Source organism: Andreprevotia chitinilytica DSM 18519, from assembly GCF_000711875.1.
Taxonomy (GTDB): domain Bacteria; phylum Pseudomonadota; class Gammaproteobacteria; order Burkholderiales; family Chitinibacteraceae; genus Andreprevotia; species Andreprevotia chitinilytica.
Map to the genome: position 1 here is coordinate 161,578 of NZ_JONM01000003.1, position 22,370 is coordinate 183,947.

20 protein-coding genes are annotated in these 22,370 nt (G+C 60.2%); all 20 read left to right on the forward strand.

What is annotated here, in order from left to right; genetic code table 11:
* Positions 1-21: 21 nt before the first annotated feature.
* The 20 genes from BR41_RS05915 to BR41_RS06010 all read left to right on the forward strand — a co-directional run bounded on the left by BR41_RS05915 (position 22) and on the right by BR41_RS06010 (position 22,325).
* Entirely contained in the window at positions 22-714 is a 693-nt protein-coding gene (locus BR41_RS05915; protein ID WP_035054064.1) for an acylneuraminate cytidylyltransferase family protein, read from the forward strand.
* Positions 711-1,823: a UDP-2,4-diacetamido-2,4,6-trideoxy-beta-L-altropyranose hydrolase gene (gene pseG / locus BR41_RS05920; protein ID WP_051710310.1), complete on the forward strand. Its 1,113-nt coding sequence runs from the start codon at positions 711-713 to the stop codon at positions 1,821-1,823. Before BR41_RS05915 ends, pseG begins: the two co-directional genes overlap by 4 nt.
* Positions 1,820-2,881 carry an N-acetylneuraminate synthase family protein gene (locus tag BR41_RS05925; RefSeq protein ID WP_051710312.1) on the forward strand — a complete coding sequence of 354 codons (1,062 nt, stop codon included), beginning with the start codon at positions 1,820-1,822 and terminating at the stop codon, positions 2,879-2,881. The genes pseG and BR41_RS05925 overlap by 4 nt, the downstream gene beginning before the upstream one ends.
* Entirely contained in the window at positions 2,878-3,357 is a 480-nt protein-coding gene (locus BR41_RS05930) for an acyltransferase (RefSeq protein WP_051710313.1), read from the forward strand. The genes BR41_RS05925 and BR41_RS05930 overlap by 4 nt, the downstream gene beginning before the upstream one ends.
* Positions 3,354-4,373 carry a DegT/DnrJ/EryC1/StrS family aminotransferase gene (locus tag BR41_RS05935; protein ID WP_035054066.1) on the forward strand — a complete coding sequence of 340 codons (1,020 nt, stop codon included), beginning with the start codon at positions 3,354-3,356 and terminating at the stop codon, positions 4,371-4,373. The genes BR41_RS05930 and BR41_RS05935 overlap by 4 nt, the downstream gene beginning before the upstream one ends.
* On the forward strand, positions 4,370-5,083 hold the full coding sequence (locus tag BR41_RS05940) for a WbqC family protein (RefSeq protein ID WP_035054069.1): 714 nt from the start codon (positions 4,370-4,372) through the stop codon (positions 5,081-5,083). The genes BR41_RS05935 and BR41_RS05940 overlap by 4 nt, the downstream gene beginning before the upstream one ends.
* A 38-nt stretch (positions 5,084-5,121) precedes the next feature.
* The gene (locus BR41_RS05945; RefSeq protein WP_035054071.1) at positions 5,122-5,805 is read left to right on the forward strand and encodes a TylF/MycF/NovP-related O-methyltransferase; all 684 of its coding nucleotides are present in this window, start codon (positions 5,122-5,124) and stop codon (positions 5,803-5,805) included.
* A gap of 26 nt (positions 5,806-5,831) precedes the next feature.
* A complete protein-coding gene (locus tag BR41_RS23485; RefSeq protein WP_169741255.1) occupies positions 5,832-6,509 on the forward strand; it encodes a class I SAM-dependent methyltransferase in 678 nt (225 codons plus the stop codon).
* Complete coding sequence (locus BR41_RS05955) at positions 6,506-7,189, forward strand: PIG-L deacetylase family protein (protein WP_035054073.1); 684 nt, start codon at positions 6,506-6,508, stop codon at positions 7,187-7,189. Before BR41_RS23485 ends, BR41_RS05955 begins: the two co-directional genes overlap by 4 nt.
* A 14-nt stretch (positions 7,190-7,203) precedes the next feature.
* The gene (locus BR41_RS22730) at positions 7,204-8,472 is read left to right on the forward strand and encodes a class I SAM-dependent methyltransferase (RefSeq protein ID WP_051710315.1); all 1,269 of its coding nucleotides are present in this window, start codon (positions 7,204-7,206) and stop codon (positions 8,470-8,472) included.
* A complete protein-coding gene (locus BR41_RS22735; RefSeq protein ID WP_051710316.1) occupies positions 8,469-13,994 on the forward strand; it encodes a glycosyltransferase in 5,526 nt (1,841 codons plus the stop codon). Before BR41_RS22730 ends, BR41_RS22735 begins: the two co-directional genes overlap by 4 nt.
* A 198-nt stretch (positions 13,995-14,192) precedes the next feature.
* Positions 14,193-15,812 (forward strand): flagellin N-terminal helical domain-containing protein, encoded by a 1,620-nt coding sequence (locus BR41_RS05970; RefSeq protein WP_035054075.1) that lies wholly within the window; start codon positions 14,193-14,195, stop codon positions 15,810-15,812.
* A 101-nt stretch (positions 15,813-15,913) separates the two neighbouring features.
* The gene (locus BR41_RS23490) at positions 15,914-16,303 is read left to right on the forward strand and encodes a flagellar protein FlaG (protein ID WP_084186867.1); all 390 of its coding nucleotides are present in this window, start codon (positions 15,914-15,916) and stop codon (positions 16,301-16,303) included.
* Between the two features lie 65 nt (positions 16,304-16,368).
* A complete protein-coding gene (fliD, locus tag BR41_RS05980) occupies positions 16,369-18,447 on the forward strand; it encodes a flagellar filament capping protein FliD (protein WP_035054077.1) in 2,079 nt (692 codons plus the stop codon).
* 26 nt (positions 18,448-18,473) lie between these two features.
* Positions 18,474-18,941, forward strand: coding sequence for a flagellar export chaperone FliS (gene fliS, locus BR41_RS05985; RefSeq protein ID WP_035054079.1), 468 nt, complete (start codon positions 18,474-18,476; stop codon positions 18,939-18,941).
* A 13-nt stretch (positions 18,942-18,954) separates the two neighbouring features.
* Positions 18,955-19,248: a hypothetical protein gene (locus tag BR41_RS05990; RefSeq protein WP_156970573.1), complete on the forward strand. Its 294-nt coding sequence runs from the start codon at positions 18,955-18,957 to the stop codon at positions 19,246-19,248.
* A 40-nt stretch (positions 19,249-19,288) separates the two neighbouring features.
* The gene (locus BR41_RS05995; RefSeq protein WP_035054082.1) at positions 19,289-19,708 is read left to right on the forward strand and encodes a DUF2802 domain-containing protein; all 420 of its coding nucleotides are present in this window, start codon (positions 19,289-19,291) and stop codon (positions 19,706-19,708) included.
* Positions 19,709-20,839: a flagellar hook-length control protein FliK gene (gene fliK, locus BR41_RS06000; RefSeq protein WP_035054084.1), complete on the forward strand. Its 1,131-nt coding sequence runs from the start codon at positions 19,709-19,711 to the stop codon at positions 20,837-20,839.
* Positions 20,808-21,143: an EscU/YscU/HrcU family type III secretion system export apparatus switch protein gene (locus tag BR41_RS06005; protein ID WP_035054086.1), complete on the forward strand. Its 336-nt coding sequence runs from the start codon at positions 20,808-20,810 to the stop codon at positions 21,141-21,143. The genes fliK and BR41_RS06005 overlap by 32 nt, the downstream gene beginning before the upstream one ends.
* A gap of 54 nt (positions 21,144-21,197) precedes the next feature.
* Positions 21,198-22,325 (forward strand): MFS transporter, encoded by a 1,128-nt coding sequence (locus BR41_RS06010; RefSeq protein WP_035054089.1) that lies wholly within the window; start codon positions 21,198-21,200, stop codon positions 22,323-22,325.
* Positions 22,326-22,370 lie beyond the last annotated feature (45 nt).

Consider the following 22,370-nt stretch of genomic DNA (forward strand, 5'->3'; position numbering starts at 1 on the left):
AGCGAAGAGATGAGTGGGCGTATGAAGTGGATCGCGATCATCCCGGCGCGTGGCGGTTCCAAACGCCTGCCACGCAAGAACATCCTTGATTTCCAGGGCCGGCCCATGTTGGCCTATACCGTGGCTGCTGCACTGGAAACCGGGCTTTTCGAGCAAGTGATCGTATCCACCGAGGATGACGAGATCGCCGCAGTCGCCCATGCCGCGGGCGCGCAGGTGGATCGGCGTTCGCCCGATCTCGCCACCGACAAATCGACGGTGGCCGAGGTGTGCGCCGAACTGCTGCAGCGGGAAGCGCACGCCGGACGCCACTACGACGGGCTATGTTGCTGCTACGCCACCGCACCTTTGCGCACCGCCGCCGACATCGCCGCCACCGTGGGGCTGATCCAGCCCGGCCAGTGCGAATTTGCCGTGGCTGTCACCACCTTCAGTCACTACCCGCATCAGGCATTGCGCCAGGACGCGCAAGGTGGTCTGGCCCCCATGTGGCCGGAAGCAGCCGGCTTGCGCTCGGAAGTGATCGGCACCCTGCTGGCCGGCAATGGCAGCACCTATGCCGTAACGGTGGAAGCTTTCCTGCGCGACCGGGATTTCTACGGGCCGGGCATGCGCGGCTATCGCATGCCGTTTCATCGCTCCATCGACATCGACACCCGTGAAGATTTCGAGCTCGCGTTGGCGGTGGCCAATCATGCTGGATTCAGGGCGTGAATATCGTCTTTCGCGCCGATAGCGGGCTCAGCGTCGGCAGCGGGCACCTCGTGCGTTGCCTGACATTGGCGCAACGATTCAAGGCGCGTGGCGCGACGATCCGTTTCATCGGTCGCGATTTGCCCGGTGCGCAGCATGCACTGGTAGAACAAGCCGGCTTTGGGTTTGATCTGCTGTCGCAGGAGCAAGGTGATGCCGAGGCATGCGGCGCCTTGCTGGCGAACGACCGGATCGATGTGTTGATCGTGGACAACTACGCACTGGATGCTGACTGGGAACAGCGATTTCGCGGCCGGGTCGGCTGTCTGGCCGTGATCGACGATATGGCGAATCGCCGCCACGACTGTGATGTGCTGATTGACCAGAATTTCCATGTGGATGCCGCTGCGCGCTATGCCGGCTTGTTGCCGGACGACGCCCAGACCTTGTTCGGCCCGCACTATGCCTTGCTTAGGCCGGAATTCGCCGCAGCAAGAGCGACGACCGCGCCGCGCCAAGGCAAGCTGGAGCGCGTGGTGGTGTTCTATACCGGCGGCGATGATCAGGGCGAGACCATGAAAGCGCTGGCTGGGCTGGCGGCTTGGCGTTCCTCGTTTGCAACCGCCTCGCTAGCGGTCGATACCGTGGTCGGCGCCGCGCATCCACAGCGTAGCGATGTAGAGGAATTCTGCCGCCGCTACGGTTGGCGTTGCCATTGTCAGATCGACTACATGGCCCGGCTGATGGCGCAAGCTGATCTGGTGCTTGGCGCGGGCAGCTCGGCCAGCTGGGAGCGCTGTGCGGTTGGTGCGCCGGCCTTGGTGACCATCCTGAGTGACAACCAGGCGGAGCTGACCGCCGCATTGGCGGAGCAGGGTGCGATCCGATCATTGGGTTGGGCGCATACCTTGCGCAGCGACGACTACGCTGAAGCATTGGCCGCACTGAACGAGCAGGCGCTGACGGCGATGTCCGAACGGGCCTGGTCGCTGGTTGACGGCAACGGCAGCGAACGGGTTTGTCAGGCACTGACGGATCGATTGAATTTATCTTCTCTCTCGCTGGCGGGAGAGGAGGGAGCCTTTGCAGCGCCTACCAAGGCCGCAAAAAATACGGAGACAGGGGTATGAAGCCCGGCAGCTTTTACATTGGGGACCGCGAGATCGGGCCGGATTCGGCCCCGTACTGCATTGCGGAAGTCGGCATCAACCACAACGGCGACTTTGCGCTGGCAAAGCGCATGATCGATGCCGCCAAGGTGGCCGGGGCTGATGCGGTCAAATTCCAGACCTTCAAGGCCACGGAGTTTTGTGGCGACCCGAACCAGACCTTTACGTACCAATCGCAGGGCAAGCCGGTTACCGAGTCGATGCTGACCATGTTTCAGCGCTACGAATTCGCGCCGGAACAATGGGACGAAGTCAAAGCCTATTGCGGCCAGGTTGGCTTGACCTTCTTTTCCACCCCGCAGAACCGGTCCGATCTGGATGTGTTGCTCAAGGTGGGCGTGCCGGCTGTGAAGGTCGGTTCGGACGACTTTACCAATCTGCCCTTGCTGCGCAGCTACGCCGAAACCGGCCTGCCGCTGATCCTCTCTTGCGGCATGAGCGATCTGGCCGATGTGCAGATGGCACTGGAAGCCACCGGCTGGTTCACCGGCTACCCGGTGGCCTTGCTGTTGTGTACCTCGCAATACCCCACGCCGCCGCAAGACGTGAACGCCCGCAAGATCACTACGTTGCAGCAGGCTTTCCCCGGACTGCTGGTCGGCTTTTCCGATCACTCGCAAGGGCCGTTGGCCGCTGCCGTGGCGACCGCACTGGGCGCCAAGATTTTCGAGAAACATTTCACGCTGGATCATGACTTGCCCGGGCCGGATCACTGGTTCTCGGAAGAGCCGGCCGGCTTGGCAGAGTGGATCAACACCATTCATCAGGCCCATGCCTTACGTGGCTCGCCGCATGTACGGCCGACCACGGCCGAACTCGACATGCGCGTGCTGGCCCGCCGCAGCGTGGTGGCGTTACGCGATATCGCTGCGGGGGAGCTGCTTGATGCGAGCAACGTCGGGCTGCGCCGGCCGGGCGGTGGCCTGCCGCCAGTGATGATCGATCAGGTGCTCGGGCTGACCGCCACCCGCGCCATTTCACGCGGCGAAAAACTGGCGTTGGGGGACATGCGCGCATGAACGGCGAACCCGACAAGGACAAGCTGCAGGCTTGGTTCACCCACCTGACCACCTTTCAGCCGAACCGTTTTCATCCCTTGGTCTGGATCGTGGGCGAGCCGCAAATCGGCGAGGGCGTTTACATCGGCGGTTTGTCGGAGGTGAACGCCAAGGGGGCCAACGTGGTGATCGGCGATCACTGCGATATCGCCTCGTTTGTGTCGATCAATTGTGCCGATTCGCACCGCAAATGCATCGGCCTGGCCGATGACGTCGATCGGCACGACATCGTGCTGGAAGACCATGTGTTCGTCGGCTCGCATTCGGTCATCAAGGGCGGGGCATACATTGGCCACCATACGGTGGTGGCGGCTGGCACCATCGTCGGGGCCGGGCGTGTTCCGCCCTATTCGCTGGTGGTGGGCAACCCGATGGTGGTCAAGCCCGGCTATTACCTCGACCGCATCCCGCCGTCATCTCCCGGCCAGGAACCATGATCCCGCACAACTTGCCGATGCTCGGGCCGGATGAGCAATCCGCCACTGCTCGTGTGCTTGCTAGCGGCTGGGTCGCGCAAGGGCCGGAGGTGGACGCCTTCGAGCAGGGTTTGTGTCGCTTCCTTGGCTTGCCGGAAGGGCACGCGGTGGTCGTCTCCAGCGGCTCGGCCGCGCTCTATCTGGCCTTGTGGGCCTTGGGCGGACAGGGGAGGCGAGTGGGGTTGCCGGTCTATGCCTGCGCCGCCCTGCGCAATGCCGTCGGCCTGGTTGGCGGCACGCCGGTGTATCTGGATTGTGCTGACGGCAGCCCGAACCTTGATGTGGCCTTGGCGGATCGCGCCGGGCTCGACATCCTGATTGCCCCTTCCATGTACGGGCTGCCGGTGCCCGTGCGCCAACAGCGCGGCTACGCCGTGGTGGAAGACGTGGCCCAGTCGCTGGGCGCGGCGGTCAGCGGCGAGCGTATCGGCATACGTGGCGAGGTCGGCATTTGTTCGTTCTATGCGACTAAGCTGATGACCACTGGTGGCCAAGGCGGCGCAGTCGTCAGCCGCGACCGGACGCTGATCGATGCCGTGCGCGATTACCGGCAGTTCGACTGCCGGCCAGACCGCGAGCTGCGGTTCAATTTCCAGATGACCGATTTGCAGGCTGCTGTCGGCAGGGTGCAGCTGGAGCGCCTGCCGGATTTCATCCTGCGCCGCGAACAACTGTTCTCGATCTATCAACGAGCAGGTCTCGATCTGCTGGACGACCCACAGACCGAGCCGGTCCGCTATCGCGCTGTCTTGCGCACCGTAGTGGCGGACAAAGTGATCGCCGCGCTGGCGGAGGCCGGCGTGCGCGCCATTGTGCCGGTAGAGCGCTGGGAGCTGCTGGATGATGCGGCGCGCTACCCGGTGGCGGCGGCGTTGACCGGGCAGACCGTATCATTGCCGCTCTATCCATCGCTTGCCGATGCCGATGCCGTGCGCATCGCCGCCATCGTCAAGGCCGCCATCAAGGAAGCCGCATGATCCTGACCGCGCACCAACCGGTTTATCTGCCTTGGCTCGGTCTGTTTCACAAGATCGCCCTGGCCGAGCGATTCTGCGTGTTCGATATCGCGCAATATCAGACCAAGGACTTCAACAATCGCAACAAGATCAAGACCAATGCCGGGCCGCTCTGGTTGTCGGTGCCGGTTGAATCGAAGGATCACTTCGAGAAAAAGCTGAGCGATATCAAGATTATCAACAATGGCTGGAATCGCAAGCACTTCAAATCCATCGATATGGCCTACCGCAAGGCGCCTTTTTATCAGGACTATATTCACCAGCTCGAAGCGTTGTTGCTGGGTAAAACCTATGAACGGCTGGCCGAATTGAATTTTGCCACGCTGGATTTCGGTCTGAAGGCGCTCGGCATCAGCGTACCGATCGATATTGCCAGCGAGCATGACTTCCAGGGCTATAAATCCGATCTGGTGCTCGATATGTGCAAGCAGCTTGGCGCGACAACGTATATCTTTGGCGCACAGGGAAGAAATTACGCGGATGTGGATGGTTTTCTGCAGGCAGGCATCACGCCGCATTTCCAAGATTATCAACACCCGGTTTACCCGCAGTTGCATGGTGAATTCGAGCCGTATATGTCGATTATTGATTTGTTGTTCAACGTCGGGCCCGATAGCTTCAATGTATTGATGCGCGGCAATGTTACCCAAGCGGCGGATGCCGCGCGGTAATCTCTTTATTTCAAGTAAATACAAGCAAAGGAGCGCCCATGGTTTTCGACCAATCGCCTTGCCCCACGGATAAAAAGCTGGCTAATTTTTCCAAATACGTGCGGCGGCAGACCATCGCCCGTTTCCTGGCGCACTACGAAATCTACAAACGCATCGTCAATGTCAAAGGTTCGGTGGTCGAATGCGGCGTTCACCACGGTGGCGGCCTGATGACCTGGGCCAAGCTCTCCAGCACACTGGAACCCTACAACTACCACCGCAAGATCATCGGCTTTGATACGTTTACCGGCTTCCCCGATGTCGATCCGGTCGATCAGCGTCGCCCCGAGGTGCAGGCCGGCATGTTCCGCGAAGACTACGACACGCTGACCGAGCTGAATGAGTGCATCAAGGAATACGACGAAAACCGCTTTATCAGCCAGATCCAGAAAATCGAATTGATCGCGGGTGATGCCAACGAAACCATTCCGCGTTACGTGGAAGAAAACAAACACCTGCTGGTGTCGCTGCTGTATCTGGATTTCGATATTTACCAGCCCACGGCCACCGCATTGCAAACCCTGCTGCCACGGATGCCCAAAGGCGCGATCATTGCCTTTGACGAGGCTGCCAACATGAATTGGCCGGGCGAAACCGTAGCCTTGCTGGAAAACTTCGAGATCAACAAACATCCGCTCGAATGCTTCCCGTTCGAGCCGAATATCTCCTTCATCCAACTGTAAACCAGCGCGGTATCGTCAATCCGAACATGAGTTTTTCCGCCGAATGGGATTCGATCTATAAGGCCAGGCACCAACACACTGCCTGGCCGTGGTCTGAACTAGTGGGATATGTGCGGCGTTACGGGCCGCCATCGCTGGCTGGCGCGCGCGTGCTGGAGCTTGGCTGCGGCAGCGGCGCCAACATCCCGTTCTTTCTGAGCGCCGGGGCGGACTACTACGCCATCGAAGGCAGCCAGGCCGCGCTGGATGTCGTGCTGCAGCGGTATCCCGAGCTGGTCGGCCGGGTGGTGCTCGGCGATTTCACCGTTGATATTCCGTTGCCGGGCCAGTTCGATCTGATCGTGGATCGATCATCGCTCACGCATAACACCACCGAGGCCATCGAGCGCACCTTGCGTATGCTCGCGCAGCGACTGGTGCCGGGCGGACGGTTGATCGGTATCGACTGGTTTTCCGACCGTCACAGCGACCGGCAATTCGGCCGCGCGCAGGATGAACACACGCTGACCGATTTCAGCGCCGGCCAGTTCGTCAATTGCGGCAACGTGCATTTCTCTGATGAGGCGCATCTGCGTGCGCTGCTGGCGGATTTTCGTCTGCTGGCGCTGGAGCACAAGGAAGTGCAGAACCGCCTTTCGCCGGAGCAAAAGGTGTTCGCCAGCTGGCATTTCGCGGTGGAGAAACCCGTGGTGGAGCAAGCATGAGCCAGACCGTTCTTGTCATCGCCGCGCATCCGGACGACGAAGTATTGGGCTGCGGTGGCGCGATCGCTCGCCATGCTGCGCGTAGCGATCGGGTGCACGTGGCGATCCTGGCGCAAGGGCTATACAGCCGTGGCGAGCCGACCGATGCGGAAGTAGCCGCGCTGCGATCGGCGAGCGAAAAAGCGAGCGCCATCTTGAGGGTCGCCAGCCTTGACTTGCTGGATTACCCCGACAACCGCATGGACACGGTGGCCCGGCTCGATGTGACGCAAACAGTGGAGCAACTGATCGCCACACATCGGCCGAGCGTGGTGTACACGCACTGGGCCGGGGATGTGAACGTGGATCACCGGCGTATCCACGAGGCCGTGGTCACGGCATGCCGCCCGCAACCAGGGCATCCGGTGGAGACATTATTGTTTTTCGAGATTGCCTCATCGACCGAATGGCAGCCACCGGGCAGCGCGGCGCCGTTCCTGCCCAACTGGTTTATCGATATTTCAGCCACGCTGGATGCCAAGTTGAGTGCCTTGCAGGCCTATGCGGCGGAAATGCGGCCTTGGCCGCATGCGCGCTCGCTGCAAGCGGTTGAGCACTTGGCGCGCTGGCGTGGTGCCAGCGTCGGTTATGAAGCAGCAGAAGCATTCGTGCTGGGGCGGCAACGCCTCGGCCAGCAATGAGACAGGGAGTTCAAGTGGATAACAAGAAGCTGATCGATTGGAAAACCGATGCCTGGAAAGACCATGGCATGGTGGCGTGGTACGCCCAGCGCATGGTCGGCAATCAAGGCACCAACCGCCTCAAGAACCGTGTCGAAGTCGGCTTGTGCGAGCGCTTCGCGGTCGGGCGCGATCTGCTGGACGTCGGCGTCGGCACGGGCCGGGCATCGTTGCCATTGGCACGCAAGGGCATGCAGCTGACCGGCGTCGATAGCTCGCAAGCCATGCTGGATGAATGCGGTCGGCAGGCCGGCAATATGCCGGTGCGCCTGCTGCCGGGCGATGTGCAGAAGCTGCCCTTGCCCGATCACGCTTTCGATACGCTGATTTCGCTGAACGTGATGACGCACTTCCCGCACGTTGAAAACGTGCTCAAGGAGTGGAAGCGCGTGGTGCGGCCGGACGGGCGCATCATTTTCGACATCTATTCGCTGGACCACCTGTGCTACAACCGCCGCCGCGACGTGACGCTGGACGATCTGATCGCCCAAGGCCCGGAGCGCTTCAGCATGCACCTGAAGGCAGCAGAAATCGTCGAGATCGCCAACCGGCTGGATCTGGCCATTGTGGCAGTCGTGCCCTATGGCAGCGCGTTTTCCGGCGAGTATCAGCGCCCCGGCATGGCGACACCGCTGCAGTTCCAGAACTGGTGGGGACGCCAGCTCGACTGGATCGCCAACGACGACAGCCTGCTGGACCTGGCTTACTTCCTCGATACCGAATGGTTCGGCCGCCTGCCGCTGCTTAGCACCGGCCGTTTCATGGCCGTGCTCGAGTGCCGCCGCGATCCGGAAGGCAACGCGCGCTGGATGCAGCAGCAAGAGCAAAAGACCGTCTTGCTGGGTCAAAAGCTGGATGAAGATTGCCTGCGGCAATTGCTTGAGGCGCCGCAGCCGAACGGATTGGACACCTCCCTGGCGCAATGGCGCGAGCGCTTTGCCAGCCATTTGGGCGGCGCACGCAATCGCGTGTTTGCCTACATGTTGTTAAGCAGTTTTCTGCAGAACGCTGACGCACTGAGCTTTGAGGCATTGGCTGGCGCCGAGCTGGGCGCGGTGTTGCAAGGCTGGCTGAATGCCGAATCCCGCGATCGTGATATTGCTGCCAGCGTCACCGGTTGGCACCGGCAGAACGATTTTTCGGCCGCACTGAACATGCATGACGTCGACCTCGGTACGGCGATCGAATATGAATTGCTGCGCACCTTGAATGTTGCAGGGCAGAGAGAACAAGCCAAGTCATGAAAAAAACAGCGCTGTTATATGCATTGTGGGAAAAGAACCTGCCGGCCTTGCGCGCCTATCTCGCGGGCCGACCACGCATCGTTGTCGTGCCGGATGCGTTTGTCACGCCAGCCCTGACCGATGCCATTCGTGAGAGCGGCTCCGAGCTGCGAACCGTATCGTCAAGCCACGTTCAGGACGCGCCGGCGCTACGGCAGGATGTCGCCAATCGCTTCGGCCAGGTCAAACGGGCCTTCGCATCGGTGAACTGGTACGAATTCCAGTCCGCACACCCGGCGGCTGGATCGCTGGAGCGGCCAGCCCTCGATCAACTCAACCTGCAGTGGCCGGTCATGGCGAGCTGGTTGAGCAGCCTGGATGCGCTGACGGCCGAGCTGGATTTTGAAATCGCCCTGGTCAACGAGGCCGTTTTGCAGCCCGGCAAACTGCTGTCGCTCTGGTCGCGTGCGCATGGGGTGCCGGTGTTGCTGGTATCACACGGTACAGCGCTGGGCCGCGCCTATAGCCAGACTGACGAATCCGAAGCCAGCTTGCCGGACCATATTGCCGTGTTCAGCGAACGCAGCGCGCAGTTCTTTCGTGATTGCGGCGTGGCCGAGGAGCGCATCGCCATCATCGGCAACCCGGCGTGGGATGTCTTCCCGCAGCTGGCGGCCCAGCGCCCGCAATTGCGGGCCGCGCTGAGCCAGAATTACGGGTTGCCGGCGAACGCGAAATGGGTGTTGTACGGCACCACCTGGAATGCACAGTTGAGTGCGCTGGATAACCGCGATTTCCTGCAGCAGTTCGACGCGCTCTGCCACGCGCATGCCGAGGTTTGTCGCCAGCTTGGCGGCGATGTCTGGCTCATTGTCAAAGACCGTTTGACCGATGTGGTACGCCAGTCGCAAGAAGCGCCGTTCCGCGAGATCGCCGCCCGGTACGGCATCGAGCAGCGGGTGGTGTACACGCTCAACAATGGTCAGGAATGGGTGGCATCGGCTGATGTGGTGATCTCGTCCGGCTCCAACCTGTCGATTGAAGCCGTCCTCGCCGGTACGCCGGCCATTGATGTGGTCAGCGACTTCAGTCTGTTGACGGGCACGGTATTCGCCCCGGATGAAGGCATCGTCAGCGTTGAATGGCCGCAACTGGCCGCAGCGGTGACGTTGCTGGTGGGTGATCAGCAAGCCCGTAACACGTGCCTGAATGTTGCCCAGGCAGTGCGCGGCCGCTTCAATCGCGGTACTGACGGTCTGGCATCGCAACGGCTGGCCGAGCTGATCGCAAAAATAGCCGGGTCTGGAGAGGCGGTGGCTGAGGTTCCCGTCAACCAGGGGTATGTCTGGCAGACGCATCTGGATGTGCAGCACACCGATGTCGAGGTGGCTTACCACGATACCGCCCGCAGCCCGTTGATCGATGCCTTCCAGACCGAGCCGACCTTTGTGCTGGATATTGGCTGCGCCGCTGGTGCGAATAGCGGCTTGCTCAAGCAGCGCTTTCCCAAGGCCAAGGTCTGGGGGCTGGAAATCAACGAAGGGGCGGCGGCAGAGGCGGCCAAGAAGATCGACCATGTGCTGGTCGGCAAATTCGAGGACTTTGACCTCGAGAAAGAAGGCATCGCACCCGGTTCGCTCGATGGCGTCATCCTCGCCGATGTGCTGGAGCACATGTACAACCCGTGGTCGGTGCTGGTGGCGCTCAGGCCATTCCTGGCGCCGAACGCGCAGGTCATCATCTCGATTCCCAATGTCCGCAACCTGCGCCTGATGCGGGATCTGACCGATGGCTACTGGGAATACGAGCCGGCCGGTTTGCTGGATATCACCCACATCCGCTTCTTTACGCTGACTGAGTTCCGGCGTGTGCTGTTTGAAACCGGCTACCACTTCAAGTCGGTGTTGTACTCGCTCGATGCCCAGTTGCAGAGCTTGTTCACCACGCTGAAAGACCGTGAAACGATCGATGTCGAAGTCGGCCGGTTGAGCATGAAGGGCTTGAGCCGGGACGACTTCACCGAGTTGTGCTCGCTGCAGTTCATCATGCGGGTGGGCGTGGGTGAGCAGCCAGCCGATTTGCTGGGCAAGTATGCGGGCCGTGCCGCGCTGAGTCGTCCGGCCGCGCCGCGCCGCGTAGAGCGGCTGGCGGTGGTGGTGCATTTGCCAGAGTCGCCGGCCTGGGCGGGTATCGCCACGCGCCTGAAGCAGATACCCATCCCGTTCGACTTGTTTGTCACCACGACGCTTGAGCAGGCCGCGTCGGTGCAGGCAGCCGTCGGGCCTGAGTATCCGCAGGCGCGGCTGGGTGTGTATGAAGATTGTGGCCGTGACATCTGGCCGCTGATTTCCCTGCTGCGCGACGAGCCGGTGGCGGAATACGACTATGTCTGCAAGGTCTACGGCGCTCGTCAGGCCGACGGCGAGCAATACCCGGCTGACCTGTTGCAGGCCGTATTGCCGAGTACCGAGGAGATCGAAAAGACGCTCGCGGTGTTCCGCCAGTACCCCGATGTCGGCATCCAGACCGCCAAGAAATACCTATGGAATTCACGCCACCACGTGGCCTTGCATGGGGCGCAGATCGAGGCGCTGGAAAAGCAGCTGGGCTTCGATCCGATGTCGCTGGACTACGAGTTTGCCGCTGATGGCATGTTCTGGTGCCGGGGCAAGGCGCTACAGGCCCTGCAGACGCTGGGCTTGAATCAAGGCGACTTTGCGGTTGTGCCGGAGCAATACGATTCCTCGCTGGCCTATTCGGTCGAGCGCGTGTTGCCGCTGGTGGCCGCCAAGGCCGGCTTGCGGACGGTGGATTTTGACTACGACGGCCAATATGAAAACCCGCGCATCGGCGCGGAGAGCAAGCGTTATGCCAATTGGCTGGCCCAGCGGCAGTTGTCGAATAGCCAGGGGCGTCTGATCGATGCACGCCTCGCTCAATTGCCGCTTGCGCCGGTGCGTATCTATATCGTCGATCGCACCGGCTCGCTGGACGGCATCATCAAGACCATCAACAGCTTGTCGTCTCAGTTCTTCAAGAGTGTGGTGCCAACCATCGTCTCCTCGCTGGCAGACCCGATGGTTGGCAAAGAAGGGGGATTGACGTGGCTGACCGCTGAGTCCGCCGGATATGCCACCTTGCTCGCCCATGCGACGACGGTGGATGAGGGCTGGATTGCCATCGTCGAAGCCGGAGATCAGTTCAATCACGATGGTTTGCTGTTAAGTCTGCTTGCGGCGACAGAACACCCGGATTGGGCCGCCGTGTATGCCGATGACGATTGGCTGGATACCTTGCGCAATCCGGTTTATCCGCGCTTCAAGCCGGATTTCAACCTCGATATGCTGCGCTCGATTCCCTATGCCGATGGCTTGCTGCTGCTGAAGCGTTCGACCCTGGATTATCTGGCCGATCCGACCCAACCGCTGGAAGAGGGCGCAGAACAGATCGACGCCTTGCTGCGCGTATTTGATCGCGAAGGTTTCGCCGCCATTGGCCACTTTGCCGAGATCGTCTGCCACCTTGCGCCGCATCCATGGCGTATTCCGGGTGACGAGCAATATCGCAATGCCTTTGGCCGTGCCGTGCTGGCGCACTATCGGCGCAATGGCCTTGAGGTCGCAGTCGAACCTGATTCGGCACCGGGCAGCGTGCGGACTCATTTCCTGCACCCTACGCAGCCGCTGGTGTCGATTCTGGTGCCTACCAAGGATCAACTGCCGGTATTGCGCCGTTGCGTCGAGAGCCTGCTGGAAAAAACCACTTACCCGAATTACGAGCTGTTGATCATCGACAACAACAGCGAAACCAAGGATGCACTGGCCTATCTGGAAGGCATCGCCGCCTTCGGGAACCCGCGCGTTCGGGTCTTGCGCTACCCGAAGCCGTTCAACTTTTCCGCCATCAACAACTTCGCCGCCCGTGAAGCGCAAGGGGAATACCTGCTCCTGCTCAACAACGATACGGCGATTGTGCAGGCCAACTGGATCGAGGAAATGTTGCACCACGCCCAACGCCCGGAAGTCGGCGCGGTGGGCGCGAAGCTGTACTTCCCGGATGGACGCATTCAGCATGCCGGCGTGGTGCTGGGCCTGCGCGGCCCGGCGGATCACCCGTTCATCGGCCTGCCGCTGGACGCGCCCGGCTACATGAACCGCTTGCTGGTGGACCAGAACTACAGCGTGGTGACCGCTGCCTGCATGATGGTCCGCAAATCGGTGTATGAAGCGATGCACGGCATGGACGAGGGGGTCTTCAAGGTCTCCTACAACGATGTCGATCTGTGCCTCAAGATCCGAGAGGCCGGTTACCTCGTGGTCTGGACGCCGCATGCCACCGTGCTGCACGAGGGCAGTGTCAGCCAGACCCGCATCGACCCGGTGGCGCAGGAAGCCAAGCGCAAGCGCTTCCAGGGCGAGCAGGATGCGATGTATCGGAAGTGGCTGCCACAACTGGCGCAGGATCCGGCCTACAACAAGAACCTGTTCCTGCATGGCAACGGTTTCGAGCCGGAAGTACGCCCCCTGGTCACCTGGCAGCCCTTGAGCTGGCGGCCAGCGCCGCGCGTGCTGGCGCATCCGGCTGACAGCATGGGCTGCGGCCAGTACCGCATCATTCAGCCCTTCATGGCGCTGGAGAACGATCTGCAGATCACCGGCGGCATGTCATGGGAGCTGCTGAATCCGGTGGATTTGCAGCGCGTCGACCCCGATGTGCTGGTGCTGCAACGGCAGATTTCCGACGAACAGCTACGGTTCCTCGGCAATTTCAAGAATTTCTCCCAGGCATTCAAGGTGTATGAGCTCGATGACTATTTGCCGAACCTGCCTCTGAAAAGCGCACACCGCAGCCATATGCCCAAGGACATCGTCAAATCCTTGCGCCGCGCGTTGACGATGGTGGATCGCTTCGTGGTATCGAGCGAACCGCTGGCCGATGCATTCGCTGGTTTCCATCCCGATATCCGCGTGGTTCACAACCGTCTGCCGGTTGAGTGGTGGGGCAGTGTGGCCAGCCAGCGCCGTGTCGGGCGCAAGCCGCGGGTTGGTTGGGCGGGCGGTGCCAGCCACACTGGTGATCTGGAACTGATCGCCGATGTGGTGAAGGAGTTGGCGGGTGAGGTTGAGTGGGTGTTTTTCGGCATGTGCCCAGATAAGCTGCGACCGCATGTCCATGAGTTCCATGGCGGAGTGCCGATCAGCGAATATCCGGCCAAACTGGCTAGCCTTAATCTCGATCTCGCCTTGGCGCCGCTGGAATACAACCAGTTCAATGACTGCAAGAGCAATCTGCGCCTGCTGGAATATGGCATCTGCGGCTTTCCGGTCATCGCGACCGATAGCATTTGCTACCGGGGCGATCTACCGGTGACGCTGGTCAAGAAGAACAAGCACAAGGATTGGGTTGATGCGATTCGTGCCCATCTGGCCGATCTGGACGAGACGGCACGCCGGGGTGACGCCCTGCGTGAAGTAGTGCGCAAGGACTGGATGCTCAGCGGTGACAATCTCGATAAGTGGCGTCGGGCCTGGTTGCCGGACTGATTTTGCAGCCGAAATCGGTAAGTTAATTTTAAGTAAATAGCCAAGCGGGCCTCTCTTTAGAGGCCCGCATCATTTTTTTCTTATTTTCCTAAGGTTTCCCCTAAAGTTTCCCAAGCGAGGGCCGATAGAGCACACAAGGGCGCGTTTTATGCTCCCGAGGTCGTAATCAAGCACACGTTCTCGTGAGGAGAAACAACCATGCCTTCAGTCATTAACACAAACGTCGCGTCGCTCAACGCGCAGCTCAATCTGAGCAAGTCACAAGACAGCCTCAACACGTCGTTGCAGCGCTTGTCTTCCGGCTTGCGTATCAACAGCGCCAAGGATGATGCGGCCGGTCTGGCGATCTCCCAACGGTTTACCTCGCAAATCAACGGGATGAATCAAGCGCAACGGAACGCCAATGACGGCGTGTCGCTCGCGCAAACCGGTGAAGGCGCTCTTGGCCAAATGGGCGATCTGCTGCAACGTGTTCGCCAACTGGCGGTTCAGTCCGGCAACGCCACCAACTCCGATTCCGACCGTCAGGCCATCAACTCCGAAGTGTCGCAGCTGACCTCGGAGCTGGATCGTTTCGCGCAAACCACGCAGTTCAACGGCCAGAAGATTTTCGACGGCAGCTTCACCGCCGCCACCTACCAGGTTGGCGCCAACGCCGGCGAAACCATTACCGCGACGACGGCAAACTTGCGCACTAGCCAGTATGGTACTTACCAGATGGGTGATGGCGTCGGTACCGGCACCTTGACGACCAGCAACTTCGTGACCGGTTCGACCAGCTACGCAGTGGGCGCCACCGGTACGGTAAACGTGGCCAGCGGCGCTGTGAGCAATACCGGTACGTTCGCCATCAACGGCGTCAGCGTTTCGGTCACCACCACCGATATGGCAAACGATATTGCCGCCAAGATCAATCAGGCCAATACCGGTGTCAAGGCGACAGCAAGCACCGAAACGACGCTCTCGCTCGGTTCCGGCAGTTTCACCCTGGCGGTTGCTTCCAGCAGCTCCACCTTCCAGTCGGTTGCCTTCAACGTCACGCAAACCGGTGCGGGTAATACGGTTGGCGCGAATGACTACCAACAAGCGATTTCGGCGTTCAATGCCAAATCGTCGCAAACGGGTGTTACTGCCCAGTTGGCTACGTTCAAGGACACGACCGGTACGACTTCGTACGGTATCAAGCTGACCAACGGCGCTGGCCAGAACATCGATTTGAGCGCGGCCAGCGGTTCGGCAAGCGGCTTCGGTGGCGCAGTGAGCGGTTGGAACTTTGACCCGGCGACCTCGCAAGGTGCGGATCAACGCCTGAAGGCGAGCTCGGTGTTTGCCGCAGGTGCTTCCGGTAACGTCGCATTTGCTGGCCAAGTGGTGTTGAATTCGTCCAACTCCTTCGCAGTTTCGACCAGCGGTGCGTCCTTCTCCTCCGGCGTGCTGTTTACCGCTGCAGGTGCTGCGACAGGTGCAGTGTTTGCATCCGGCTCGAACTTCCAGGCTGACCAGAAGACGGTCGACAAGCTCGATGTATCAACAGTGGAAGGTGCAACCCAAGCGCTGCGTCTGGTTGACGATGCACTGACCAAGATCAACGATCAACGCGCCAAGTTCGGTGCCCTGCAAAGCCGCTTCTCGGCCACGATCGCGAATCTGGGAACCACGGCCGAGAACATGAGCGCTGCGCGAAGCCGAATCCAGGATACGGACTTTGCCTCGGAAACGGCCAACCTGACCCGAGCGCAGATCTTGCAACAGGCTGGTACGGCAATGCTCTCGCAAGCGAACTCGCTGCCGCAACAGGTACTGAGCTTGCTCAAGTAATCGAGTGATGACTCAGGTAAGTCAGGCAATCACAGTACGATTGCCTGGCTGATGCCCCGGCCCGGTTCTCCGGGTCGGGGCATTCCCATAGGAGGTTGATCATGCAAATAACATCGATTGCCAATGCCGGAGTGAATCCGGTGCCCTATGCAGGTGATCCGCAGCGCCAGGCTGCGACTGCCGGACAGGCTCAAGGCCATGGTGATGCACAAGCCGTCCCGGTCCCCTCGACCGCAGTTCAGTCCAGTGGCGCGACGTCCGATCAGCAAGTGCTGCAAGATGCGCTGAAAAAACTGAACGACACGGTCAAGCTGTTTTCCAACAGCAATACTTTGCAGTTTTCAATCGATACCGATACCAGGATTCCGCTGGTCAAGGTGGTTGATACGAAGACCAAGGAAGTCATCCAGCAGATTCCGACGGAGCAGGCGGTCGCGATTGCCAAAGCCATTGATCAGTTTCAGGGTATGCTGATCAAAGAGCGGGCATGATCGTTTGATCGTGATTGCTTGATGGGTTAAGTGAATGCAGTTCCAGCTGTTCTAAAGGATTTGATATGGCTACCACGTCTTCAGCCACGTCTGGCTCCATTACGTCGATGGGGATCGGGTCGGGGATCGATATATCCGGCATCATTGACCAATTGATGACGGTGGAGCGGCTGCCACTGAAAAAACTGGATGCCAACATCCAGACCGACCAAGCCAAGATCTCTGCGCTGGGCAGCGTGCAAAGCGCGCTAAGCGCCTTCCAGGGCCGCGTGCTGACCTTGTCGAGCGCCAGCAGCTACACCTCGGTGAAAGGCAGCTTGGCTGATTCGACCATCGGCACCGTGAGCACCACGGTAACGGCGCAATCGGGTAGCTACAACCTGTCGGTGAGCCAGCTGGCCCAAAGCCAGAAATTGAAAAGCCAAAGCTTTGCCACCGTGAATGATCCGGTTGGCACCGGCAAGCTGACCGTTCAATTCGGTACCTTTACCGACAACAGCGCCGTTGTTCCGGCGACGCCTAATACCTTTGTAGCCAACGGCAACAAAGGCTCGTTCGATATCACCATCGACAGTACCAACAACACCTTGTCCGGTCTGCGCGACGCAATCAACGGCAAGAATGCTGGCGTGAGCGCTACCATCGTCAATGACGGCACCGGTTTTCGCCTGCTGCTGACCTCGACGGACAGCGGCAGCGCCAACAGCCTCAAGCTCAGCGTGGCGGACGATGATGGCAACAACACCGATACGAACGGCTTGTCGCGTTTCGCCTACGACCCGCTGGGCACGAAAAACCTGAGCCAGACGCAAGCGGCGCAAGATGCCAAATTCACGCTGGACGGCATCGACATCACCAAGTCCAGCAATACCGTCTCTGACGTCTTGAACGGCGTGACGCTGACGCTGCAAAAAATCTCTGCGCTGGATGGCAGCAGCAAACCCATCCCTACCACCCTGACGGTTGCCGGTGATACCTCGAAGATCGCCAGTTCGGTGCAGGACTTCGTGAAGTCCTACAACGATTTCAACAAAGCGCTGAATGCGGTGAGCTTCTTTAACGACAAGGCAACCGACAGCACGCAAAAGGCCGGCATTCTCAACGGTGACTCCACGATACGGTCGCTGCAGCGGACTTTGCGGCAAACATTGAATTCCACGCTGGGCGGCGGCGGGTTTTATCAAAGCCTGGGCGCGGTCGGCATCGGTTTCGACAAGACCGGCAACATGACGCTCGATTCGGGCAAGTTGCAAAATGCGCTCAGTACCAAACCGGGCGACGTTGCCAGTTTGTTTGCCGTGAATGGCATGGCGACGGATTCACGGATCAGTTACCTGAACTCGTCCCAGGATACCCAGGCCGGCCAGTATGCTGTTTCCATCACGAGCCCGGCATCGCAAGCGAAGCTGATGGGGGCAAGCGTGCCCAACGCGCCGATCACGATCACGGCCGGCAGCAATGATTCGCTCATGGTTGCTGTGGATGGCGTGTCATCCAGCATGATCACTTTGAGCGCGGGTTCATATGCGCCGGCCTCGCTGGCGGCAGAGATGCAGTCCAAGATCAACGGCGATAGCGCCTTGAAGGCCGCCGGCGTTTCGGTGATCGTTGGATATAACACCACGAGCGGCAAGTTTGAAATGACGTCGAACCGCTATGGCAGCAAATCCAACGTGCAAGTGACCAGCGTGGGTTCGACTGCCACGGCCACTTACGGGCTGAGTGTCGGCCTCATTGGTTCCGGCAGTGACGTGCAGGGTACAATCGGTGGTGCTTCGGCAAGCGGTAACGGCCAGGTGCTGACGGCCTCTGGCGCGGCAACCGGTTTGCAAGTCAATGTGACGGCAACGACTGCCGGTGATTTCGGCACCGTCTCGTTCAGCCGCGGTTTTGCCAGCAGGCTTGACCAGTCGATTACCACGTTGCTGTCGTCTTCCGGCCCGATTCAATCCAGAGTCGCCGGCTTGAACAAGGACATTACCAATATCCAGAATCGGGAAAAGGATCTGAATCTCCGCTTTGACCAGATCGAAGTGAGATACCGGGCGCAATTTTCGGCTATGGATAGCATTGTCGGACATCTGAAAGCGACCAGTACCTTTCTGTCCCAGCAATTGACGTCGCTGACCGGTAGCAATAAGTAATTGACGAGTTGTAATAAGGAATCGCCATGACTGCCGCAGTCAAAAAAGCATTATCTGCCTATGGAAAGCAAAGCCTGGAGGCGGCAGTAGAGTCTGCCAGTCCGGGCAGACTGATCGTGCTGCTGTATGAAGGGGCCATCAAGGCGACCCAGCTGGGCAAACTGCATATGCAGAACGGAGACATTCCGGCCAAAGGCAAGGCGATCACCAATGCCATCGCGATCATTGATGAAGGTCTGCGCATTGCGCTCGACAAGCAACAAGGCGGCGATCTGGCGGAAAATCTGGATGCGCTGTATTTCTACATGACCCGGCGCTTGTTTGAAGCCAATCTGCACAACCAGCCTGAGCTTCTCGATGAGGTGACTGGCTTGCTTGGGCAGCTTAAAGAAGCCTGGGAGGAAATTGCAGCCGTTCCGGTGCCGGTTGCAGCGCCGGCAGCAGAGACCGCACCGACTGATCGCAACAACGCATTGAGTTATGGCCGCGCCTAGTCTGATTCAAATTTTGAGCGCCTTTCAGGTGCTGATCGCTCGTTTGCAGGCACATGCTGACGCGGGGCAGTGGGAAGAAATTACACCCAACCTCGAAATCTGGGCGTCACTGCAAATCGGGCTGACGCAGGCCGATTGGAGTGCTATTCCGAATGCAGAGCGCCCGAAAGTGATCGCGCAATTGCAGCAACTGCTGCAAGCGATCGATGCGCTCGTCACGCTGACTGAAGAGAAACGTCCGGAACTTGCAGCGTTGCTGCAAAGCACGCAGAACGCCGTGAAATTGCGTCAGGCGTATCGCGCCTGAGTCGTCCATCCGTTCGCTTGCGGGAGAGGGTGGGGAAAACATGAACGGCATCTTGGTGACCTGGCAACAGCTGCTCTATCTGGGCCTGGTCCTGATCCTTTTTTATATCGCTGAACTGCTGCTATTCCTGCGCAAGGCCGGCCAGGCCAAGCTCGGCCGCGATGCCAGGCACCAGATCGAAGTGCAGCAGGGCGAAATCGCGGCATTGCGCCAGGATATCGAAGGCCTCAAGGTCAGGCTGGCCGCGTTGCAGCTGCAGCAGCCGGCGCTCATGCAGGATGGCATCCTGACCGAAGACAGCGTGCTGCCGGACGAAGTGGACGAGGAAACGCCCTACGCCCAGGCGATCCGCATGGCGCAATTGGGGGCCGATGCCAACCATGTGGCCACCGCTTGCGGCCTGACGCGCGGCGAAGCCGATCTGATCGTGGCGCTGTACCGAAAACAGGGACAAAGCTGAATGTTGCCGGGTAACACAGCGGTCAGCGTGCTGCAGCAATACCTGAAAATGCAGGCAGGGCTGTTCGACGTTATCCGCTCAGCGCCGGATGACCTGCGCTTCAGCGTTGGCGAGCGTGTGCAAGCCACTGTGACTGGCCAATTGCCGCAAGGACGCTTTGCCGTTCTGGTGAAAGACCAGTTGCTCGATCTCAATCTGCCGCGCAATACCCAGCCCGGCGAGCAACTCGAACTCGACGTGGTCTCGCAAGAGCCACTGACTTTTTCTCTCGTTCCCCGCCAGGCACCTTCAACGACCACTGCTGGTTCGCCGCAGCAAGCCGCGCTAAGCCAGGCTGGCCGCTTCCTGGCCGACGTGTTGGCGCAGGAAAAGGATGGCCATTCTGCCGCCGCGGTCTTGTCGAACGCCGCGCCGCTGTTCGATGGCGAACCGGATACCGCCAAGCTGGCGGCCCGACTGCAACAGGCGCTTGGCGAAAGCGGCTTGTTCTATGAGTCGCATCAAGCCGAATGGGCCAATGGCCAACGCTCGCTCCAGGCCTTGATGCGCGAACCACAAAATCAGCCGCAAGTTGCCAACGTGCGTTTGCCGGAGTCGGCCGTTGCCGGCAAGGACGCCGCCGTCACCTCGAGGGCCGAAGACGCCCTGAAGGCGAGTAACGGCCAGGTGGCGGCCGGCCTTCAGCATGCTGACGACGCCCAGCCGGCGCGCAGCATGGTGCAGCAGCAATTGAATGCGCTCGAACAACGACCGATGGTCTGGCAAGGGCAGGCTTGGTCGGGACAGCCGATGCGTTTGCAGTTGCAGCAAGACCAACCGGCGGAGCGGGATTCCGCCCAAGGCGAGTCTGCGCCCGAAACCATGCGCTGGCAGAGCCGGCTCGATCTTGAACTTCCTAATCTCGGGAAACTGGCGATCCAGACCGATTTGTATCAAGGCCGTTTCTCCTTGCGTTTCGAGGCGAGCAACCCGGACGCATTGGCGCAACTGCAAGCTGGACAAGACAAGCTCGGTAGCCAGTTTGCTGCGGCTGGCCTTGCCCTCGCAGCCGCGCCGATCTTCGCGGTGACCAGTAACGATGCCGCGGTGGAGGGGGGCAATGGCGCGTCGCACGTTTCGTCCCCAGCCTGACCGTCAGCAGGCGGTTGCCCTCGCTTATCAGGAAGGTACATCCTCGCCGAAAGTCGTCGCCAAAGGGCAGGGCATCACGGCCGAGAAGATCATCGAGAAAGCGCATGAAGCTGGCGTGTTCGTGCACGAATCGCCGGAGCTGGTGTCGCTGCTGATGCAGGTCGACCTCGACCAGCGCATCCCCCCTCAGCTTTATCGCGCCATTGCCGAGCTGCTCGCTTTCGTTTATTTGATCGAGCGCGGCGGTGAAGCGCCATCGCCGGTGTTTTCGCTGCCCGAGCTCGACGACAAATTGGCGCTGTAAATTTTCGCATTCATGCCGTCGCCAACGGCTTGGCTTTGATCACTCTTATCACCCATGACCACCACTTCGCTGCGCACCACTCGTTACGCCATTGCTTCGCTGTTTTTCCTGCTTGGCGTCAATTACGGTAGCTGGGCCGCGCGCCTGCCCGCGCTCAAACTCAAGCTGGGACTATCGGAAGCGGAGATTGGCTTCTTCCTGCTCGGCAGCGGCCTTGGCGCGGTGTTTTCGTTTCCGGTAACGACCACGCTACTGCACCGACTGGGCGCGAAGCGCTTGTGCTGGCTGGCCGGTGCCACCTTGCCGACGCTGTTGGTTGCCTTGGGTTTTGCGCCGACCTATCCGGTCGTGCTGCTCATCATGGTGTTGGAAGGTGTCGCCGCGGCTTGCCTGAACGTGGCGATGAATGCCCAAGGCGTGGCGGTCGAGCTGGCTGGCGGCCGGGCAATCATGTCGCGCCTGCATGCGACTTTTAGCCTGGGTGGATTGGCGGGGGCACTGATCGCGGCCGGATTTGTGCACCTCACCCCGAACATGCCGCTGCATTTTCTGGCTGCAGCCGGATTGATGTGGGGTCTGGCGCTTTGGGCGGGCCGCCATCTATTGCCTGACCCGGATATCGAAGCGGGTAGCAAACCGCAGCGGTTTTCGTTGCCGGGCGGTGGTGCAGCCTGGTTGGCGCTGGGTGTGTTTGCCGCGACGATCGTTGAAGGCTCGATGTCCGATTGGTCCGCGCTGTACTTGAAGGAGCGCACCGGCGCGAGCGAGGCAATGGCGACCTGGGGCCTTGCTAGTTTTTCCGTTGCCATGCTGTGCGCGCGTTGGCTCGGTGATGGTTGGCGTTCACGCTGGGGTAGTCGCCGGTTGTTAATGGGTGGGGCCTTGCTGGCGGCAGCTGGGCTGGGCAGCGCATTGCTGATTGGCGGTTTCTGGCCGGCGCTGGCGGGGTTCGTACTGGTCGGCTTGGGCGTTGCGGCTGCGTCGCCATGTTTGTACATCGCTGCCGCCAAGCATGGGCCGGTATCGCTGGCGACAGTGACGACTACCGGCTCGGTTGGCCAATTGCTCGGCCCGCCGCTGATCGGCTTCATCGCCCACGCCAGCCACCTCGGCTGGGGGCTGGCGCTGGTGGTGATCATGGCGTTCATGCTGGCGTTTATCGCGACCCGTGTCGATTGGTAGCTCGCAAACGCAGAACAGTGTCATTCCCAAATCGTCCAGCGGACT

What these genes read in the sequence shown, in the direction of transcription:
- BR41_RS05935 (WP_035054066.1), top strand. Translation starts at nt 3,354, where the DNA reads ATGATCCCGCACAACTTGCCGATGCTCGGGCCGGATGAGCAATCCGCC.
- BR41_RS05915 (WP_035054064.1), top strand. Translation starts at nt 22, where the DNA reads ATGAAGTGGATCGCGATCATCCCGGCGCGTGGCGGTTCCAAACGCCTG.
- BR41_RS06005 (WP_035054086.1), top strand. Translation starts at nt 20,808, where the DNA reads ATGGCGCGTCGCACGTTTCGTCCCCAGCCTGACCGTCAGCAGGCGGTT.
- fliD (WP_035054077.1), top strand. Translation starts at nt 16,369, where the DNA reads ATGGCTACCACGTCTTCAGCCACGTCTGGCTCCATTACGTCGATGGGG.
- BR41_RS05930 (WP_051710313.1), top strand. Translation starts at nt 2,878, where the DNA reads ATGAACGGCGAACCCGACAAGGACAAGCTGCAGGCTTGGTTCACCCAC.
- fliS (WP_035054079.1), top strand. Translation starts at nt 18,474, where the DNA reads ATGACTGCCGCAGTCAAAAAAGCATTATCTGCCTATGGAAAGCAAAGC.
- BR41_RS05970 (WP_035054075.1), top strand. Translation starts at nt 14,193, where the DNA reads ATGCCTTCAGTCATTAACACAAACGTCGCGTCGCTCAACGCGCAGCTC.
- BR41_RS05945 (WP_035054071.1), top strand. Translation starts at nt 5,122, where the DNA reads ATGGTTTTCGACCAATCGCCTTGCCCCACGGATAAAAAGCTGGCTAAT.
- BR41_RS05940 (WP_035054069.1), top strand. Translation starts at nt 4,370, where the DNA reads ATGATCCTGACCGCGCACCAACCGGTTTATCTGCCTTGGCTCGGTCTG.
- BR41_RS06010 (WP_035054089.1), top strand. Translation starts at nt 21,198, where the DNA reads ATGACCACCACTTCGCTGCGCACCACTCGTTACGCCATTGCTTCGCTG.
- BR41_RS22735 (WP_051710316.1), top strand. Translation starts at nt 8,469, where the DNA reads ATGAAAAAAACAGCGCTGTTATATGCATTGTGGGAAAAGAACCTGCCG.
- BR41_RS23490 (WP_084186867.1), top strand. Translation starts at nt 15,914, where the DNA reads ATGCAAATAACATCGATTGCCAATGCCGGAGTGAATCCGGTGCCCTAT.
- BR41_RS05925 (WP_051710312.1), top strand. Translation starts at nt 1,820, where the DNA reads ATGAAGCCCGGCAGCTTTTACATTGGGGACCGCGAGATCGGGCCGGAT.
- fliK (WP_035054084.1), top strand. Translation starts at nt 19,709, where the DNA reads ATGTTGCCGGGTAACACAGCGGTCAGCGTGCTGCAGCAATACCTGAAA.
- BR41_RS23485 (WP_169741255.1), top strand. Translation starts at nt 5,832, where the DNA reads ATGAGTTTTTCCGCCGAATGGGATTCGATCTATAAGGCCAGGCACCAA.
- BR41_RS05955 (WP_035054073.1), top strand. Translation starts at nt 6,506, where the DNA reads ATGAGCCAGACCGTTCTTGTCATCGCCGCGCATCCGGACGACGAAGTA.
- BR41_RS05995 (WP_035054082.1), top strand. Translation starts at nt 19,289, where the DNA reads ATGAACGGCATCTTGGTGACCTGGCAACAGCTGCTCTATCTGGGCCTG.